Raw genomic sequence first — 17,837 nt, 5'->3', positions numbered from 1 at the left:
AAAAGAAGATATGAAAACCTAATCTCATATCTTCTTTTTCTCTATGCATTTACAGGTTCTTCTACATAAGAAAGGGCATTTTCAAAATCGGATATTAAATCGTTAACATTTTCAAGACCGACTGATAACCGAAGTAATGAATTAGAGATTCCTCTTTCATCACGAGCTTCTTGCGATAGTGCTGCATGTGACATTTTTGCTGGATAAGAAAGAATTGACTCTACAGCTCCTAAACTAACTGCAAAAACAGGTAATTTTACTTTTGATAAAAATTGGCGGAGTGCATCTTCTGACTGCAAAGTAAACGATAAGACCGCTCCAGCTGATGTTGCTTGAGATTGTTGAATATCAAATCCGAGATGTGTTTGTAATCCCGGATAATAGACATTTTGTACTTTAGCGTGCTCTTGTAAATAATGTGCGATTTTATTGGCATTTTTAGCTGAATGCTCGAGGCGTACGTGCAATGTTTTTAGACCGCGAAGTACGAGAGAACAATCTTGAGGTCCTAAAATAGCACCGAATGCATTTTGTAAAAATCCAAGCTTTTGAGCGAGTTCGGCATCTTTTACTACTGCTAATCCGGCAGTAACATCACTATGACCAGCAATAAATTTTGTAGCACTATGAAGAACGACATCAGCTCCAAGTTCAAGTGGTTTTTGGAATAGTGGTGTCAAAAATGTATTATCAACAAAAGTAAGAGCGCCAATAGATTTTGCGAGTTTAGAAACCTCGCGAATATCTGTCACTTTTAAAAGTGGGTTAGAAGGTGTTTCTACATAAAAGAGCTTTGTATTTGGTTTCATGTTTTGTTTTATTTCTTCTAAATTGGTCATATCAACAAATGTATGTGAAACACCGTAACGGGAGAGTACCTCAGTTATCACTCGGTAAGTGCCTCCGTACACATCTTCTGAAATGAGTACGTGATCACCTTGTGAAAGAAGGAGGAATGCAGTGGAAATCGCTGCAATGCCTGATGCAAAGGCGAATCCTTTTGTTCCGCCTTCTAATAAAGCAATGATATCTTCAAGAGCTTCACGAGTTGGATTTCCTGACCTGCTATAGTCATATTTTCCGAACGTATCTACATCAAACTGGTGAAAAGTTGATGTGTTATAAATAGGAACGTTCACAGCGCCTGTTTGCGAGTCATGTTTATATTGGTTGTGTAGTAAGAGTGTATCTATAGAATAGCTCATATTCTTACACCTTCTTTTACGAGTTTAATGGCTTGCTTTAAGTCTTGAATTAAATCGTTACTATTTTCAATGCCAACTGAGAATCGAAGAAGACGATTGCATACGCCGTTTGCTGTTCTAATTTCTTCAGGAATATCAGCATGTGTTTGCGTTGCTGGATAAGTCATTAAACTTTCTACACCACCAAGACTTTCGGCAAATGTAATTAAGGATAAAGATTGTAAGAATGGATTAATCCAAGCTTCATCTTTAAGGCGGAATGAAATCATGCCGCCTCTTCCTGGATAAAATACATCTGTCACCCCGTCTTCATCATTTAAATACGCAACAACTGCTTTCGCATTTTCTTCATGTTGTCTCATGCGAAGCGCTAACGTTTTCATACCGCGAATTAATAACCATGAGTCAAATGGGCTTAAAACTGCACCTGATGCATTATGATAATGAGCGATTTCCTCGCAAAGTTCCTTTCCTTTTGCAACGACAAGCCCGCTTAGTACATCGTTATGTCCCCCTAAATATTTCGTTGCGCTATGAAGTACAATGTCAGCACCTTCTGTTAATGGTTGCTGTATATAAGGTGTGTAGAATGTGTTGTCTACAATAAGAAGTAGTCCGTGCCTTTTCGCTACAGTTGCGACAGCAGCAATATCGGTAACTTGCATTAATGGATTAGTTGGAGTTTCTATGAAAATAGCCTTCGTTTCAGTTGTGATAGCTTGCTCAATTTGTTTAATAGACTGTGTATTTACGTATCTACATCGAACATTCCACTTTTTTTCATGCTCAGAAAATAATCGATACGTTCCCCCGTATAAATCTTCAGATACAATAAGTTCGTCTCCAGAGCGGAATAGAGAAAGGACGAGGAGAACAGCCGCCATCCCTGAACTACAGGCATAACCTTGTTCGCCATATTCTAAGTCTGCGATCGCCTGTTCTAAAAGACCGCGAGTTGGATTGCCAGTTCGTGAATAGTCAAAGCCAGTAGATTTACCAATTCCTTCGTGGCGATAAGCAGTTGAGAAATAAACTGGTGGATTAACCGTTCCAGTTGTAGTTTCACTACGATTTCCGATTTGTGCTAGTTTTGTTTCGATTGTTGACATGTGAAAATTCCTCCTTTTTAAATTGAAACATTAAGTGAATATAAAATAAAAAAAGCCTTCTAAGAAGAAGGCTTTCGGTTTGAATAGAGTCTTCTTCTCATCTGTCAAATCTTTCACAATTTGCTGGAATTAGCACCTTATTAACAAAATGTTAATGGTTGCTGAGGCGTCACAGGGCCAGTCCCTCTACCTCTCTAGATAAGAATGTTCGTATGAAATTTTTATTATGTTTTTAACTTTACAATAAAAGATAATTGAATTGCAACTTTATTTTAAATAATTTTTATTTTTCCGCAAGTGTCATTGACTTTTACTTTTGTGCATGCTAAATTTATTAAAAAATTAACAAACATTGTTAAAAGGGGAACGCATTTCCTTTTAGCTACATAAATAAAATAATAAAGACAACTCTTATTGAGAGCGGTGGAGGGAAAGGCCCTGTGAAACCCGGCAACCTTCAAACGAAATGTTTGAAACGGTGCTAATACCTGCAAAACGAATGTTTTGCATAATAAGAGGAGGAACAATTATGTCCCCCTCTTCAAAGTGAAGAGGGGGTTTTTATATTGATAGAAATGAGGGAGATTCGTGAAATTACTAGATTTATTATCAAAAGGAATTGTAATAGGTGATGGTGCGGTTGGAACGTTATTGCATTCACATGGTTTGCAAAGTAGCTTTGAAGAATTGAACGTATCTGATCCAGATCTAATTATATCCATTCATAAACAATATGTAGCTGCTGGAGCAGATGTAATTCAAACGAATACGTATGGAGCAAATGAGGCGAAATTACGTATGTATGGTTTAGAAAATCAAGTTACAAAAATTAATAGAGCGGCAGTGAAATTGGCGAAAGCATCTGTGACAGATAAAAATGCAATTTTAGGAACAATTGGTGGTATGAAACATATCGGAGCTGTTACAACGACTGATATGGAAAGGGAGTTTATATTACTTGAACAGGCGGGGGCTTTACTAGAAGAACAGGTTGATGGATTACTATTAGAAACTTTTTATGATGAATTTGAATTACTTCATGCTGTTCAGGTGTTACGAAAGCAAACGAACATTCCAATTGTAGCTCAATTAGCGTTACATGAGGCAGGTACGACTCAAAATGGAAATGATGTAAATGAAATATTAAAACAGCTTTTAGATTACGGTGCAAATGTTGTTGGATTGAACTGCCAACTAGGACCACTTCATATGACGGAAGCTTTCAAAATGATATCGATTCCGCAAAATGGCTATTTATCAGCATACCCAAATGCAGGTCTCCCGAATTATGTAGAGGGACGTTACGTATATGAGGGAAGTCCAGCTTATTTCGAAGCGATGACACCGAAATTTATTGAGCAAGGTATTCGGTTATTGGGTGGCTGTTGTGGTACGACTCCAGAACATATTCAAAGTATGAAGCGCGCTGTTGCGAATATTACCCCTGTAATAGAAAAAGAAACGATTCAAAGGCCAAAAGTCGTTCATACGCATGAGAAACGTTCGAAGGCTCACGTCACTCTAGCAGAGAAAGCAAAAAAACAAACGACAGTTGTAGTGGAATTAGATCCACCGAAAACGTTAGATACACAGCGTTTTTTTGAAGGAGCAAGAGCGTTAAAAAGAGCGGGAGCAGATGCTATTACTCTAGCAGATAATTCATTAGCATCGCCTCGTGTCTCTAATATGGCGATGGGTGCATTATTAACGAAGCATGATATCCCAGTATTGACGCATTTAACGTGTAGAGATCATAACGTCATTGGACTACAATCTCATTTGTTAGGTTTATCGGCGTTAGGGATGGAAGAAGTGTTAGCTTTAACTGGTGATCCAGCGCGCGTTGGTGATTTTCCCGGTGCCACTTCTGTATATGATTTATCCTCTATTGAGCTTATTAAAATGATTAAAGAAATGAACGATGGACGTTCAATTTTAGGGAAATCAATTGGACCGGCGACAAGGTTTTCTGTAGGCGGCGCATTTAATCCTCACGTGAGGCACTTAAAAGCGGCGGTTAAGCGAATGGAACGAAAAATAGATGCTGGAGCGGAGTATTTTTTAACTCAGCCAATTTACGATATCAAGTTAATTGAAGAAGTGTATGAAGCGACAAAGCATTTGGAACAACCTATTTTTATTGGAATTATGCCGTTAGTAAGTAAGCGGAATGCAGATTTTCTTCATTTTGAGGTGCCGGGTATTACTCTTCCTGAAGAAATAAGAGAGAGAATGGATGGACATGAAACGAAAGAGGCAGCAATTGAGGAAGGGATTCGCATTTCACAAGAATTGGTCGACGCAGCGATGAAATATTTTAATGGTATTTATCTTATTACACCATTTTTAAAGTATGAAATTACAGAACATCTTGTTAAATATGTAAGAGAAAAGCAAGAAGTGAAAGAAGGTATTAATTGATGAAGTGTATAGAAGAAAAATTAAAAAATAGCATTTTAATATTAGATGGTGCAATGGGGACAATGATTCAGCAAGAGGATTTAACTGCTGAAGATTTCGGAGGAGAAGAGTACGAGGGCTGTAATGAATATTTAGTGGAAACAAGACCAGACGTTATTTTAAAGATTCATAAAGCTTATATTGAAGCTGGAGCGGATATTATTGAAACAAATACATTTGGGGCAACGAATATTGTACTAAGTGATTATGAGCTGTCTCATTTAGATGAAGAACTAAATGAAAAGGCAGCACTTTTGGCGAAGCAAGCTGTTAAAGAAAGCGGGAATGAAGTATATGTTGCGGGAGCGATGGGACCAACAACGAAAGCAATTAGTGTTACTGGTGGTGTGACTTTTGAAGAATTGATTGAAGCTTATACAAGGCAGGCACGAGGATTATTAAAAGGAGAAGTTGATGTATTACTCGTTGAGACGAGTCAAGATATGCGTAACGTGAAAGCAGCTTATATTGGAATTCAAGCTGCTTTTGAAGAACTGAAAAAAACGGTTCCTATTATGATTTCAGGTACGATTGAGCCAATGGGAACGACTCTGGCTGGGCAAACAATTGAAGCTTTTTATTTATCAGTAGAACATATGAAACCATTATCTGTTGGGTTAAACTGTGCGACTGGTCCGGAGTTTATGAGGGACCATATTCGTTCACTATCTGATTTATCGGAGTGTTACATTTCTTGTTATCCAAATGCAGGTCTTCCTGATGAAGATGGACATTACCATGAATCTCCATCTTCTCTTGCTGAAAAGGTGAAGCGATTTGCTGAAGAAGGATGGGTTAATATTATTGGTGGTTGTTGTGGCACGACACCAGAACATATAAAAGAAATGAAATCCGCGCTAGCATCTCTTAAGCCTCGTGACCATCATGAGAGAGAAGGACATGGAATTAGTGGATTAGAAGCACTGCAATATGATGAGTCTATGAGACCGTTATTTGTAGGTGAAAGAACGAATGTTATTGGGTCACGTAAATTTAAACGATTAGTAGCAGAAGGGAAATTTGAAGAGGCTGCTGAAGTGGCAAGAGCGCAAGTGAAGAAAAATGCTCATATTATTGATATTTGTATGGCAGATCCTGATCGCGATGAAATAGAAGATATGGAAAACTTCTTAGCAGAAGTTACGAAAGTTTTAAAAGTACCGATTATGATTGATTCAACAGATGAAAATGTGATGGAGCGAGCTCTTACTTATATTCAAGGAAAAGCTGTTATTAATTCAATTAATTTAGAAGATGGAGAAGAACGATTTAAAAAAGTGACACCGCTTCTTCAGAAGTATGGTGCTGCTATAGTTGTAGGAACAATTGATGAAGACGGTATGGCGGTTAGTGCGGAGCGAAAGATAGAAATTGCGAAAAGAAGCTATGAATTACTTACAAAGAAGTATGGGATACGCCCGTCAGATATTATTTTTGATGCACTTGTGTTTCCGGTAGGGACAGGTGATGAAGAATATATTGGTTCAGCAGCAGCGACTATAGAAGGAATTCACCTTATTAAAGAAGCGTTACCAGAGTGTTTAACGATTTTAGGGGTAAGTAACATATCATTTGGTTTACCACCGGCTGGACGTGAAGTATTAAATTCAGTCTTTTTATATCATGCTACGAAAGCAGGGTTAGATTACGCGATTGTGAATACGGAAAAATTAGAACGCTATGCGTCGATTCCAGAGGAAGAAAAACGCCTTGCAGATGCACTACTGTTTGAAACGACGAAAGAGACGTTAGAAGAATTTACAAACTTTTACCGAGTTGCTAAAAAGAAAGATATCGTTGTGCAAGAAACGTTAACGCTTGATGAAAGACTAGCAAATTATATTGTAGAAGGTACGAAACAAGGATTACACGAGGATTTAAGTCTTGCGCTTGAAGAAGGAAGAAAACCTCTTGATATTATTAACGGTCCGCTTATGACAGGGATGGATGAGGTAGGACGACTATTTAATAATAATGAACTTATTGTTGCTGAAGTATTGCAAAGTGCTGAAAGTATGAAAGCTGCTGTAAGCTATTTAGAGCCACATATGGAATCTAGTGATAGTGCGAAAAAAGGGAAAGTATTATTAGCAACTGTAAAAGGTGACGTGCATGATATTGGGAAAAATCTCGTTGAAATTATTTTAGCAAATAACGGATATGAGATTATTAATTTAGGAATTAATGTACGTTCGGATCGAATTGTTCAAGAAGTACAAGAAAAGAAGCCGGATATTATAGGCCTTTCCGGTTTATTAGTAAAATCAGCGCAACAAATGGTAACGACTGCTGAAGATTTAAAAGCAGCAAATATTGATGTTCCCATTGTTGTAGGTGGTGCAGCGTTAACGAGAAAGTTTACAGATAATCGGATTTCACCATCATATAAAGGGCTCGTTTGTTATGCGAGTGATGCGATGACGGGGCTCGATATTATTAATAAGCTTCAAAAAGAAGAAGAGCGTGAGAAGATGAAACAGGATAAAAAAGAACGTCATCTTCATATCGTAAAAAAAGAGGAGAAGAAAGTAGAAATTCCAGCAGTAATTGAGCCATTACCGAAGGCTGAAGTTATCGTGCCTGATTCAACAAAACGAATTGTATTACGCGATATTCCGGCCTTTCATCTCGCTCCATTTTTAAATAGACAAATGCTACTTGGGCATCACCTTGGATTAAAAGGAAATGTGAAGAAGCTTTTGAAAGAGGGAAATAAGAGAGCACATGAATTAAATGATTTAATAGATGAATTATTGCAGGAAGGACAATCTTGGTTAAAGCCGAAAGCAGTGTATCAATTTTTCCCAGCGCAAAGCGACGGACAAAACATTGTAATATATGATCCAAAAGATCATACGCGTGTTATAGAGCGTTTCACATTCCCTAGACAAGGAAAGGCTCCCTATCGTACTTTAGGTGATTATTTGCGCCCAATAGGAGATGAGATGGACTATGTTGCTTTCTTATCTGTTACGGTTGGGGAAGGAATTCGGGACATTGCTGAAGAGTGGAAGGCGAAAGGTGATTACTTACGTAGTCATGCCATTCAATCGTTAGCGCTTGAATTAGCGGAAGGACTTGCTGAAAAAACACATATGCTCATTCGTGACCGCTGGGGCATTCCGGACTCACCTGAACTGACGATGGAAGAACGTTTCCGTACGAAATATAGAGGAATACGAGTGTCATTTGGTTATCCGGCGTGTCCAGAACTTGCAGATCAAGAAAAGCTATTTCGCTTAATTCATCCAGAGGAAATAAGTATTTCATTAACAGAAGGATTCATGATGGAGCCAGAAGCGTCCGTAACGGCTATGGTATTTTCTCACCCTGAGGCAAGATATTTTAGTGTATTATAGTCTAGAAGGGGGAGACGTATGAAGAAAATAGTCTTTACAGGTGGCGGTTCGGCAGGACATGTAACACCTAATTTAGCCATTATCCCATATTTACAGGAAGACAACTGGGATATCTCCTATATTGGTTCTCATCAAGGTATTGAGAAAACGATTATAGAAAAGGAAGGCATTCCCTACTATAGTATTTCGAGTGGAAAGCTACGTCGTTATTTTGATTTGAAAAATATAAAAGATCCTTTTCTTGTAATGAAGGGTGTTATGGATGCGTATGTAAGGATTCGAAAACTAAAACCAGATGTAATTTTTTCAAAAGGCGGTTTCGTATCTGTACCAGTCGTAATTGGAGGATGGCTAAATAGAGTACCAGTTTTATTACATGAATCTGATATGACACCAGGACTAGCAAATAAAATTGCGCTTCGTTTTGCTTCGAAAATATTTGTTACATTTGAAGAAGCAGCGAAACATTTACCGAAAGAAAAAGTAATATATACGGGATCTCCTGTACGTGAAGAAGTGCTGAAGGGAAATCGTGAAAAAGGTTTAGCGTTTTTAGGTTTTTCACGTAAAAAGCCAGTTATTACGATTATGGGAGGCAGCTTGGGCGCGAAAAAAATTAATGATACGGCTCGAGAAGCATTACCAGAACTTCTTAAAAAATATCAAATTGTTCACCTTTGCGGAAAAGGTAACCTTGATGAAAGTTTACAAAATAAAGAAGGATATAGACAATTTGAATATGTACATGGAGAACTGCCAGATATATTAGCGGTAACAGATTTTGTTATTTCACGCGCGGGCTCCAACGCAATTTTTGAATTTTTAATATTACAAAAGCCGATGGTTTTAATTCCATTATCGAAATTTGCAAGCCGTGGAGATCAAATATTAAATGCAGAGTCCTTTGAAAGGCAAGGGTATGCCTCCGTATTATATGAAGAAGATGTAACTGTAAAATCTCTTATAAAGTATGTCGAAGAATTGAATCAAAATAATGAGAAGTATAAAACAGCACTAAAAAAATATAATGGAAAAGAAGCAATTAAAACAATCATTCAAAATATTTCAGAGGCATGATGAAACAATCATGCCTCTTTTAGTAGGGTGAAAGATTCCAAGAATTGATATTTTTATGTTACAATAAAGTGAAACTTTAATCAGTTGGGTTCATCCCACATCTAACTTCTTTACTGTTACTAAATTTTGAGGAGGTAGTCTTACTGCCCTCAAATAGCGGGATAACAAATGGGTTAATAGGGAAATTCCAATTAATGAGGCGTGAAAATACGAATGGATTAGGAGTGACTGTGTTGGAGCTAAGTCTCTATGAAAATACTGCACTTATTATATGCTTTGTGTTGTACGTTGGTAGTGTTATTGTTTATATTTCAAGGAAATTTTCGCAAGAAAGAGAGCTTGAAAAGTCAGAGATAACAGCTGAACTAGAAATGTTAGCTGATGAAAGTTATAAAAAACAAAAAATAAAAGAAGACCATGAAGCATCCCATCATTTAAACGCAAATAAGTTTTAAAGATGGGGATTTTTTTTGAAGTTGTTCTTTATTATAGCTATAACAAATAACGCTAAAAAGGAGTTTCCCCATACATAATGAAGGAGTGTATATAAATGAATTTTTATATCGCCTCAGGTTTCCAAAATAAACATCTTGTACATTCCGTAGCAAATGAACTGAAACATGCAGGATGGCACCATACATATGATTGGACCAAAAACGAAAGAGCAGCGAATGAAGAACAATTAAGAGAAATTGGTCAGGCAGAACGAAATGCTGTAAAAGAAGCGGATGTATTTTTACTTATATTAGATGGTGGAAACGGGAGCCATACAGAGTTTGGAATGGCGATTGCACTAGAGAAAACGATATATGTATATCATGCAGGAAACCCGCTCCAAACAACGTTCTATCACTTGCCAGAAATAAATATTTTTGAAGGAGATGTAGCTGAGTTTGCATCTTTTGTTATGAATCATGTGAAATAATAGTAACTACCTAAAAGGTTATAAAAGTGATCTTTTGGGTACAGTGATGATAAGAAACGTATATAAAGGAGTACATAATATGAAATTAGAAAATGGATGGGAAACGAGCTTTTTAGAAGTCGTACAAAATAGTGAATTTAAGAAAGAGGCACTTCTTAGTCAATTGCTTTGTCAGGATAGTGAAGAAGTAGAAGAGCTTGTGGATGATTACGGCTACGAAGAACTTGTTGAACGTGAACATGATGATGAGTTAGCTGAAATCTTAGGAGAAGAACTTTTTAGTGAGATGGAACGCCAAGTATTCTTATCTTCAAATCCAGAAGAAAAACTTATTTCATTCGTCAATGGATTAGGTTTTCATGTGCTAGATTGGATCGTTCTTCTTGAAACAGAATTTGGCATTGATAGTGCAAACTTTACATCAGATGCTGTGAAGGTGTTAGAAAAGCGTTTCAGACAGTTTCCATACATAGAGGACAAGACAATTTTTGATATGACATTTGGAGAATCGATGGATGTATTAGAATCTGTTACAGGATTACAACTAAAGGAAAAGATGAACGTATAATGAAAAAAGAACGTGATTGGATCACGTTCTTTTTTTACATAATAATAATTTTATCATCTAGTTTTGTCTGCCCGGTAAGAAGTGCGTTTAAATATTCCACTTTTCTTATACAAGCTTGTATATGTCTTTCAATCTCTTGTAACTCTGCTTGGTGATGCGTTTCAATTGGATGAATTTGTACGTTGAATTTTTCAAATTGACTACTATATGTTATTTCTGCATAGCCGCTCATAATATCGGTTTCGTTATGAAATAAAAATTGCTTCGTTTTGTCACAGAATGATACATCCTGAAAGCCATATACTTTTAATGCTTCAATTACTTTTTTAATCATTTTTGTATTCATTTTTTAACCCTCTTTACGAAGTTCTACTTATATATTATAACATAAAAAATTACATAGAAAGCGCTTCCAAGTGTATTTTATTATAAACTTTACGTTTCAATCACAAAAATGAAACAAAGAAAAAATAATTGTAAAGAAGGAAGGACTCTTTTATTGTTTCGTCATATATATAGAGAAATAGTGCAATGAAAGGAAATTTTCCGAGGTGGAGATCGTATTTCCAATTTGAGCGCAGTAAAAGAGGTGAGAATTTTGAACTTTGATATTGTAGGACAAAAAGCATATATAAAAGATGGACCGCATCGGAACCGAATTGGAATTGTAAAGAAAAACGAGACAAAATTAGCATCGCAGTTTGCTATTGTAATTGGAGAACAAATCATTGATGTAGAGCTCAAGGATATCGTGTTAGTTGGAGTAGACGTAGGACAATTTCATAAATGGTGCGAACAAAATGGTTATTTGTGAAAAGGACGGGCTGTGAGATAATGAAATATATTTGAGGAAAGAGGATATGTTATTATATTCTCTTTTTCTATGTTTAAGGAGGCGAAAATGAAATATAAAGAACAGGAGTTTACGTTGGAGTTAAAAGAGAACATTCAATGTATGGAGAAGGAAATAGAGCGAATATCACTTAAACTGCATAAAGAGTATGCGCATTTATACATAGAAAAACACATGGAATTAGATATGGGATTTGCACGAGAAAAAGAGAATCCCTTTGAGGTGGGTTATTATTCATCAGTTGCCATAGCTATATTAGATGAAGAAAAAGAGATGATTGAATTTCACTATATTCCAATTTGGAAATGCGAAAGAATCTTTTTAGGAATGTCAATTCAATCAAACATTTTTGGGAGTAAGAAAGTAGGGGGAACTTGTTGATGAATCTTGTTATGAGATTGAGGAGGAGTTAAAAGAGCAACTAGAAGAATACTTGGAGTAAGAATTCTCAAGATAAAATCTATAAAGAGGGAACGGAATAAAAAAGACGCTAACAATTGTATGTTAGCGTCTTTTTTTCATTATGAAGCAATTTCACCAGTTTTTGTATCATCTTGATTGTACGTATCTTGATCTAATTCACCAAGCCATTTACTTGAAATAAGACCTGCTGTCATAGAACCACTTACGTTAAGAGCTGTACGCCCCATATCGATTAATGGCTCAACCGAGATAACTAGAGCAACAATACCGATTGGTAAGTTCATTGTAGATAGTACGATTAAAGCTGCGAATGTTGCGCCGCCACCAACTCCGGCAACACCGAATGAGCTAATAGCAACAACAGCGATTAAAGTTAAAATAAATTGTGGTTGTAATGGATTAATTCCTACAGTTGGAGCGACCATCATTGCAAGCATTGCTGGATAAATACCTGCGCAACCGTTTTGTCCGATAGATACCCCAAATGAAGCTGCGAAGTTTGCAATTCCTTCGGAAATACCAAGCTTTTCTTTTTGAGCTTCAATATTTAATGGCATCGCACCAGCACTAGAGCGAGATGTGAATGCAAAAGTTAGTACAGGGAACACTTTTTTCAAATATTGAATTGGATTTAAACCAGACAATGCAATTAATAATAAGTGAATGATAAACATTACGATAAGTGCTACATAAGAGGCTAACACGAAGTTACCAAGCTTTACAATAGCATTTATATCGCTACCAGCAACTGTTTTTGCCATAAGAGCTAATACGCCGTATGGAGTAAGGCGTAAAATTAATGTTACCATACGCATTACGATTGCATATACAGCATCAAGCATTTTCTTAAATAGTTCTGCTTGTTCTGGATATTTTCGTTTTACACCTATAAAGGCAATGCCGATAAAGGCTGCAAATATTACGACAGAAATTGTTGATGTTGGACGAGCGCCTGTTAAATCAAGAAACGGATTTGTAGGCAATAGCTCTAATAATTTATCTGGAATTGTTGTCTTTTCAATAGAAGTAAATCTTTCTTCAACTAGTTTCAGACGAGCAGATTCTGCATCACCTTGTTGCAAGCCTGCTGCAGATACATCAAATCCTGCACTTGCAGCGATACCGACAGCTGCAGCGATTCCTGTAGTAAGAATTAAAATTCCGATAATAAGACCACTGATTTTACCAAGGTTTTTCGTTAACTGTAATTTTGTAAAGGCTGAAATAATAGATACTAAAATAAGTGGCATAACGATCATTTGAAGTAATTTCACATAACCGTTACCGATTAAGCCAAACCAAGTATTTGATTCAATAATTATTTTAGAAGTTGGTTCATAAATAAATTGTAATATAAGACCGAATATAATTCCGACTCCTAAAGCAGTAAATACACGTTTATTAAAAGATACATGCTTACGTTGCATATAATATAATACGCCAACTAAAATGAGCATGACTGCAACGTTAATTCCGACAAGCAGTGTATTCATGTTGATTCCCCCTAATTCCAATCTGTTATATAGAATATAAGGCAATAAAACCTATAAGTCAACTAGGAAATTCCGGAATTAAAAAAAGATGGCAAAATGCCATCTTTTAATGTCCAGCCCCAGGGACAAGTAAAAACGTCGTGTAGTATGTAAATCCTATGAAGAAAACAGTTAAATATGCCCCAAATACGTATATATACATACGCTCTGTTAATTTTAAATAGCTTAAAAGTACGAAGAAACCTGTTTGTCCTAAAAATAGTAGTGCGGTCTGTTGCATATCCCCTACGTAAAACATAACCGAGAAAATTCCAGTCCAAAAGCCGAGAACGCGAAACATGCGCTCCATGCCATCTCCCTCCTTTTCTAAAAAAAGTAAACCTCACCTCATTATAGTTTATTTTTCTTACTATTGTAAATATTCATTCATATAAAAAGAAGCCAATTATTATTGGCTTCTTTTTATATGAGAAATTAAATTGTTAGTTTATAATTACAAGATTTACATCCATCTAATAGACTATCATTTCGAGTTAATTCCATGTTAGGGAATAGGATTTCAAAAATTCCTTTCATCATATCTCCGTGCATGTTACAAATTTCAGTTGGATGATGAACAGCAACTTCTTTAAATGGACAATTGTGTACATCATAGAAAATTTTTGTTCCATCTGCACTTAATTCAAATGCAGGTGATAAGCCAGCTGTTGAGAAAGCTTCTTTTGCAATTTGAACTTTTTGTTCCACTGTTAAAGCATCTTCACTCACATTTAAACGTTGCATATGTTGTTGCATTAATTCAGCTCCGAATTGTTTTCCTGTTTCGTATAGCGCTTTCTCACCAGCAGCGCCAAGGCTAAGTAAAGAATTAAATGCGATTCTTGCTAACAATTGATAATCACGGAATGGAAATTGTAATTGGATAACATCTTCAGATAAGACATACAATCTGCTCGGTCGTCCGCCTTTTCCAGTTTTCTTCGTTTCCGATTTTAGCATATGAACATCTTCTAATTTAGATAAATGTAAACGCGCTACGTTTGGATGAATGTCAAACTCATCTGCAATTTCTTGTACCGTTACGTAACTATGTTTTTGCGAAATATATTTATAAATGTAATAACGAGTTGGGTCAGATAATACACCTGTAATTTTTAAAGCTTGTTCCATGAGGATCTCCACCTTTATCACTTTATCCAAGATAATAACATTATAATACAGATAAACATGAGTATAGGTAATTTCAGACAATAATTCGGAAATTGTTCATAATTTCACAAACATATTTTTCCTTTTTCCTCTATTGAAAATACAAAAGTCCAAATTTTTATTGCGAATGTTTTCATGCTATATACATAGTGAGGAGGGAAAAGTAATGAATGGGATTGAAATTTTTGCGAATGCAATTTTAAAAGAAGCGTGTAGGGTACAAGCGTCAGATTTACATATTGTGCCCCGGCAGAAGGATGTAGCAGTGCAACTACGTATAGGAAAAGATTTAATGACGAGACAGTGTATTGAAAAGGAGTTTGGAGAAAAACTCGTCTCACATTTCAAATTTTTAGCATCTATGGACATAGGAGAGAAACGGAAGCCACAGAATGGTTCGTTGTATTTGCAAATTGATGGACAAGAAGTGTATTTACGCCTTTCAACACTTCCAACAGTATATCAAGAAAGTCTCGTTATTCGCCTTCATTTACAAGCATCTGTTCAGCCCTTATCACATCTTTCGTTATTTCCAAGTACGGCAGCAAAACTACTCTCGTTTTTACGCTATTCACAGGGGCTACTCGTGTTTACTGGACCGACTGGATCTGGGAAGACGACGACAATGTATGCATTATTAGAAGTAATTAGAAAAAAGAAAACACGTCGCATCATTACACTTGAAGATCCGGTTGAAAAAAGAAGTGACGATGTATTACAAATTCAAATAAATGAAAAAGCGGGTCTCACATATGAAACAGGATTAAAGGCTATTTTACGTCATGATCCAGATATTATTTTAGTCGGTGAAATCCGGGATGAGGAAACAGCAAAAATAGCTATAAGAGCAAGTTTGACAGGACATTTAGTAATGACAACGCTGCATACGAATGATGCGAAAGGAGCAATCATTCGTTTCATGGATTATGGTATAACGAGGCAAGAGATTGAACAGTCTTTATTGGCTGTGGCTGCACAGCGACTTGTCGAATTGAAGTGTCCGTTTTGCAGAGGAAAGTGCTCAACTTTATGTAAATCAATGAGGCAAGTAAGGCAAGCAAGCATTTATGAGCTACTATATGGACATGAGTTAAAACAAGCACTTAAAGAAGCAGATGGAGAATGTGTTACTTACAAACATGAGACTTTAGAATCGTCAATACGAAAAGGATATGCTTTAGGTTTTTTAGAAGAAGATGTTTATGTTTAAGAAAACTTGGAGTTTAAGTGATCAAGTAGTATTGTTGAAACGTTTAGGAGAATTATTAGAAAAAGGCTACTCTCTTTTACAAGCATTAGAATTTTTACAGTTTCAATTACCTGTAGAAAAGAAAGTACAATTGCAGCGCATGATTGAGGGGTTAAAAGATGGGAAAAGTCTACACGATTCTTTTCATCAGTTAAAGTTTCATCAGGACATGTTAAGTTATCTATTTTATGCCGAGCAACATGGTGATATTTCTTTTGCTTTGCAACAAGGAAGTGCACTTCTTTATAAGAAAGATAAGTATAGGAAAGACATGATGAAAATAATGCAGTATCCTATGTTCTTGATGTTTTTTCTACTAATCATGCTTTTTATTTTTAACCTCATTTTATTACCTCAGGTTGAAATGGTTTATAGTTCGTTCGGTTCTAATACACCACTACTTACAGAACAAATTTTAAGTGCAATAAAACTGCTACCATACATTATTTTAACCGCTATTTTAACTGTTATTATTGGATGTAGTTTATACATGTTGTATTTTAGGAAACTTCCGCATATTAGACAGGTAAAAATCATGCTTCGTATTCCTCTCATCAAAACATTTCTTATTTTAAAGCATTCACATTATTTTGCTACTCAGTTGAGTGGTTTATTAAATGGTGGACTATCAGTATGCGAAGCTTTAACAATAATGATGGAGCAAAGATATCATCCGTTCTTTCAATATGAAGCGAATCGGATTGAAAGACAATTAATTGCAGGAGAACAGTTACAATCTATCATTGCTAAAAGTGGGTATTACGAGAAAGAACTTTCTTATGTTATTACGCATGGACAAGCAAATGGCAATTTAGGGATTGAATTAGGTGACTATAGCGATCTTATTATGGAAAAGATGGAACGAAAAATTAAACATATGTTAGTTATCATTCAGCCTATTTTATTTACATGTATTGGAGGAATCGTTGTCCTTATGTATTTAGCGATGATTATGCCGATGTTTCAAATGATGAATTCTATTTAGGGGGCATTTGTATGCAGAATGAGGAAGGATTTACTCTGTTAGAGATGCTATTAGTAATGGTTGTCATAACTATATTATTACTATTAATTATTCCAAATGTAGTTACACAGCGTTCATCGGTCCAAGGAAAAGGGTGTGCAGCTTACGTGAAATCTATAGAAGCGCAAATACAAGTATATCAATTACAACATAATAAAATTCCATCGTTAAAAGAACTGGCAGATGAAAAGTATATTACAACTGATAAGTGTCCGAATGGCGAATCTATTCATATATCAGATGATGGCACAGTATCAATTAGGGCATTGTGAAACAACAAGGGTTTACTTTTTTAGAAATGTTACTCGTTTTATTTGTTATTTCTGTATTAAGTATAGTTACGTATTTTAGTGTTCATTCCTTATACGAGCGACAAAAAGTTGAACAATTTTTGAGACAGTTTTCAAATGATATTTTGTATATGCAGCAATTAGCGATAAACCATCAAAAGCACTACACATTACGTTGGCATAAAGATAGAAATATGTATGCTATAAAAGAGTCAGGTACAAAGTATTATATCGTTAAGCGAGAGTATGAAGAAGACATACAAATTGATTTGCATACGTTTCCAAATCCGATGACATATAATCCAAGTGGAAATATTAATAGAGGTGGTACGATTATAATTTCGTATAGAAATTATAAATATGAAATTGTATTTCAGCTTGGAAGAGGGAGATTTACGTATCGTGAAATGTCAAAAAGGATCCATAATGGCTGAAATGATTGTATCGTTAAGTGTTTTAATGATGGCTGTATCGTTACTACTACCGCAAACAGTATTAGTTATGCAAGAAAGAAAAAATATACAAATTCGTTATAAGGCAACTGGATTATTAAAAAAAGAAGCAGCTATATATATGTATGGAAATGAAGAAAA

17 protein-coding genes, 2 pseudogenes and 2 riboswitches are annotated in these 17,837 nt (G+C 35.8%); of the genes and pseudogenes, 13 read left to right on the top strand and 6 right to left on the bottom strand.

What is annotated here, in order from left to right; all coding sequences use genetic code 11:
* Positions 1-41 precede the first annotated feature (41 nt).
* Positions 42-1,205, bottom strand: a complete 1,164-nt coding sequence (gene metC, locus ACQGS6_RS11845) for a cystathionine beta-lyase (protein WP_000122301.1) — start codon at positions 1,203-1,205, stop codon at positions 42-44.
* Positions 1,202-2,314 carry a cystathionine gamma-synthase/O-acetylhomoserine thiolyase gene (gene metI, locus ACQGS6_RS11840; protein WP_000103889.1) on the bottom strand — a complete coding sequence of 371 codons (1,113 nt, stop codon included), beginning with the start codon at positions 2,312-2,314 and terminating at the stop codon, positions 1,202-1,204. The genes metC and metI overlap by 4 nt, the downstream gene beginning before the upstream one ends.
* Positions 2,315-2,408: 94 nt before the next feature.
* A riboswitch (SAM riboswitch) is annotated at positions 2,409-2,519 on the bottom strand.
* 203 nt (positions 2,520-2,722) lie between these two features.
* A riboswitch (SAM riboswitch) is annotated at positions 2,723-2,832 on the top strand.
* A gap of 70 nt (positions 2,833-2,902) precedes the next feature.
* Here metI and ACQGS6_RS11835 point away from each other — a divergent pair.
* From ACQGS6_RS11835 to ACQGS6_RS11810, 6 genes are all read left to right on the top strand, one after another.
* Complete coding sequence (locus ACQGS6_RS11835) at positions 2,903-4,735, top strand: bifunctional homocysteine S-methyltransferase/methylenetetrahydrofolate reductase (RefSeq protein ID WP_000770358.1); 1,833 nt, start codon at positions 2,903-2,905, stop codon at positions 4,733-4,735.
* Positions 4,735-8,133, top strand: a complete 3,399-nt coding sequence (metH, locus tag ACQGS6_RS11830; protein WP_426965175.1) for a methionine synthase — start codon at positions 4,735-4,737, stop codon at positions 8,131-8,133. Before ACQGS6_RS11835 ends, metH begins: the two co-directional genes overlap by 1 nt.
* Before the next feature lie 18 nt (positions 8,134-8,151).
* Positions 8,152-9,210, top strand: coding sequence for an undecaprenyldiphospho-muramoylpentapeptide beta-N-acetylglucosaminyltransferase (murG, locus tag ACQGS6_RS11825; protein ID WP_426965174.1), 1,059 nt, complete (start codon positions 8,152-8,154; stop codon positions 9,208-9,210).
* 194 nt (positions 9,211-9,404) lie between these two features.
* Positions 9,405-9,665 carry a DUF3966 domain-containing protein gene (locus ACQGS6_RS11820; protein WP_001250699.1) on the top strand — a complete coding sequence of 87 codons (261 nt, stop codon included), beginning with the start codon at positions 9,405-9,407 and terminating at the stop codon, positions 9,663-9,665.
* 95 nt (positions 9,666-9,760) lie between these two features.
* Positions 9,761-10,135, top strand: coding sequence for a nucleoside 2-deoxyribosyltransferase (locus ACQGS6_RS11815; RefSeq protein WP_001012333.1), 375 nt, complete (start codon positions 9,761-9,763; stop codon positions 10,133-10,135).
* 79 nt (positions 10,136-10,214) lie between these two features.
* Entirely contained in the window at positions 10,215-10,703 is a 489-nt protein-coding gene (locus ACQGS6_RS11810) for a hypothetical protein (RefSeq protein ID WP_000764267.1), read from the top strand.
* A 34-nt stretch (positions 10,704-10,737) separates the two neighbouring features.
* Here the strand turns inward: ACQGS6_RS11810 and ACQGS6_RS11805 are convergent, their stop codons facing one another.
* Positions 10,738-11,049: a hypothetical protein gene (locus ACQGS6_RS11805; RefSeq protein WP_001093237.1), complete on the bottom strand. Its 312-nt coding sequence runs from the start codon at positions 11,047-11,049 to the stop codon at positions 10,738-10,740.
* A 252-nt stretch (positions 11,050-11,301) separates the two neighbouring features.
* Between ACQGS6_RS11805 and ACQGS6_RS11800 the strand changes: the two genes are divergently transcribed.
* Positions 11,302-11,517, top strand: a complete 216-nt coding sequence (locus ACQGS6_RS11800; protein WP_001008326.1) for a DUF3912 family protein — start codon at positions 11,302-11,304, stop codon at positions 11,515-11,517.
* A gap of 87 nt (positions 11,518-11,604) precedes the next feature.
* Positions 11,605-11,998, top strand: a pseudogene (locus ACQGS6_RS11795) (hypothetical protein).
* Positions 11,999-12,077: 79 nt separating this feature from the next.
* Here the strand turns inward: ACQGS6_RS11795 and ACQGS6_RS11790 are convergent.
* The 3 genes from ACQGS6_RS11790 to ACQGS6_RS11780 all read right to left on the bottom strand — a co-directional run bounded on the left by ACQGS6_RS11790 (position 12,078) and on the right by ACQGS6_RS11780 (position 14,642).
* Positions 12,078-13,472: an L-cystine transporter gene (locus tag ACQGS6_RS11790; RefSeq protein ID WP_426965173.1), complete on the bottom strand. Its 1,395-nt coding sequence runs from the start codon at positions 13,470-13,472 to the stop codon at positions 12,078-12,080.
* 106 nt (positions 13,473-13,578) lie between these two features.
* On the bottom strand, positions 13,579-13,821 hold the full coding sequence (locus ACQGS6_RS11785) for a DUF2626 domain-containing protein (protein WP_000440721.1): 243 nt from the start codon (positions 13,819-13,821) through the stop codon (positions 13,579-13,581).
* A 125-nt stretch (positions 13,822-13,946) separates the two neighbouring features.
* A complete protein-coding gene (locus tag ACQGS6_RS11780) occupies positions 13,947-14,642 on the bottom strand; it encodes a helix-turn-helix transcriptional regulator (protein ID WP_000434125.1) in 696 nt (231 codons plus the stop codon).
* 205 nt (positions 14,643-14,847) lie between these two features.
* Between ACQGS6_RS11780 and comGA the strand changes: the two genes are divergently transcribed.
* The 5 genes and pseudogenes from comGA to ACQGS6_RS11755 form a co-directional block, all read left to right on the top strand.
* The gene (gene comGA, locus ACQGS6_RS11775) at positions 14,848-15,891 is read left to right on the top strand and encodes a competence type IV pilus ATPase ComGA (protein WP_074626608.1); all 1,044 of its coding nucleotides are present in this window, start codon (positions 14,848-14,850) and stop codon (positions 15,889-15,891) included.
* The gene (comGB, locus tag ACQGS6_RS11770; protein ID WP_074626606.1) at positions 15,884-16,915 is read left to right on the top strand and encodes a competence type IV pilus assembly protein ComGB; all 1,032 of its coding nucleotides are present in this window, start codon (positions 15,884-15,886) and stop codon (positions 16,913-16,915) included. Before comGA ends, comGB begins: the two co-directional genes overlap by 8 nt.
* An 11-nt stretch (positions 16,916-16,926) precedes the next feature.
* Positions 16,927-17,226 (top strand): competence type IV pilus major pilin ComGC, encoded by a 300-nt coding sequence (gene comGC / locus ACQGS6_RS11765; protein ID WP_001178686.1) that lies wholly within the window; start codon positions 16,927-16,929, stop codon positions 17,224-17,226.
* Positions 17,223-17,678 (top strand): competence type IV pilus minor pilin ComGD, encoded by a 456-nt coding sequence (comGD, locus tag ACQGS6_RS11760; protein WP_000813142.1) that lies wholly within the window; start codon positions 17,223-17,225, stop codon positions 17,676-17,678. Before comGC ends, comGD begins: the two co-directional genes overlap by 4 nt.
* Positions 17,671-17,837 (top strand): annotated as a pseudogene (locus ACQGS6_RS11755) (type II secretion system protein); the annotation flags it as partial. The gene comGD and the pseudogene ACQGS6_RS11755, both read left to right, overlap by 8 nt.

The sequence above is a fragment of the Bacillus sp. GMs2/2 genome (genome assembly GCF_050172095.1).
Taxonomy (GTDB): Bacteria; Bacillota; Bacilli; order Bacillales; family Bacillaceae_G; genus Bacillus_A; species Bacillus_A cereus.
Note: the sequence above shows the minus strand (reverse complement) of the source record. Positions and strands in the feature narration are given on the sequence as shown.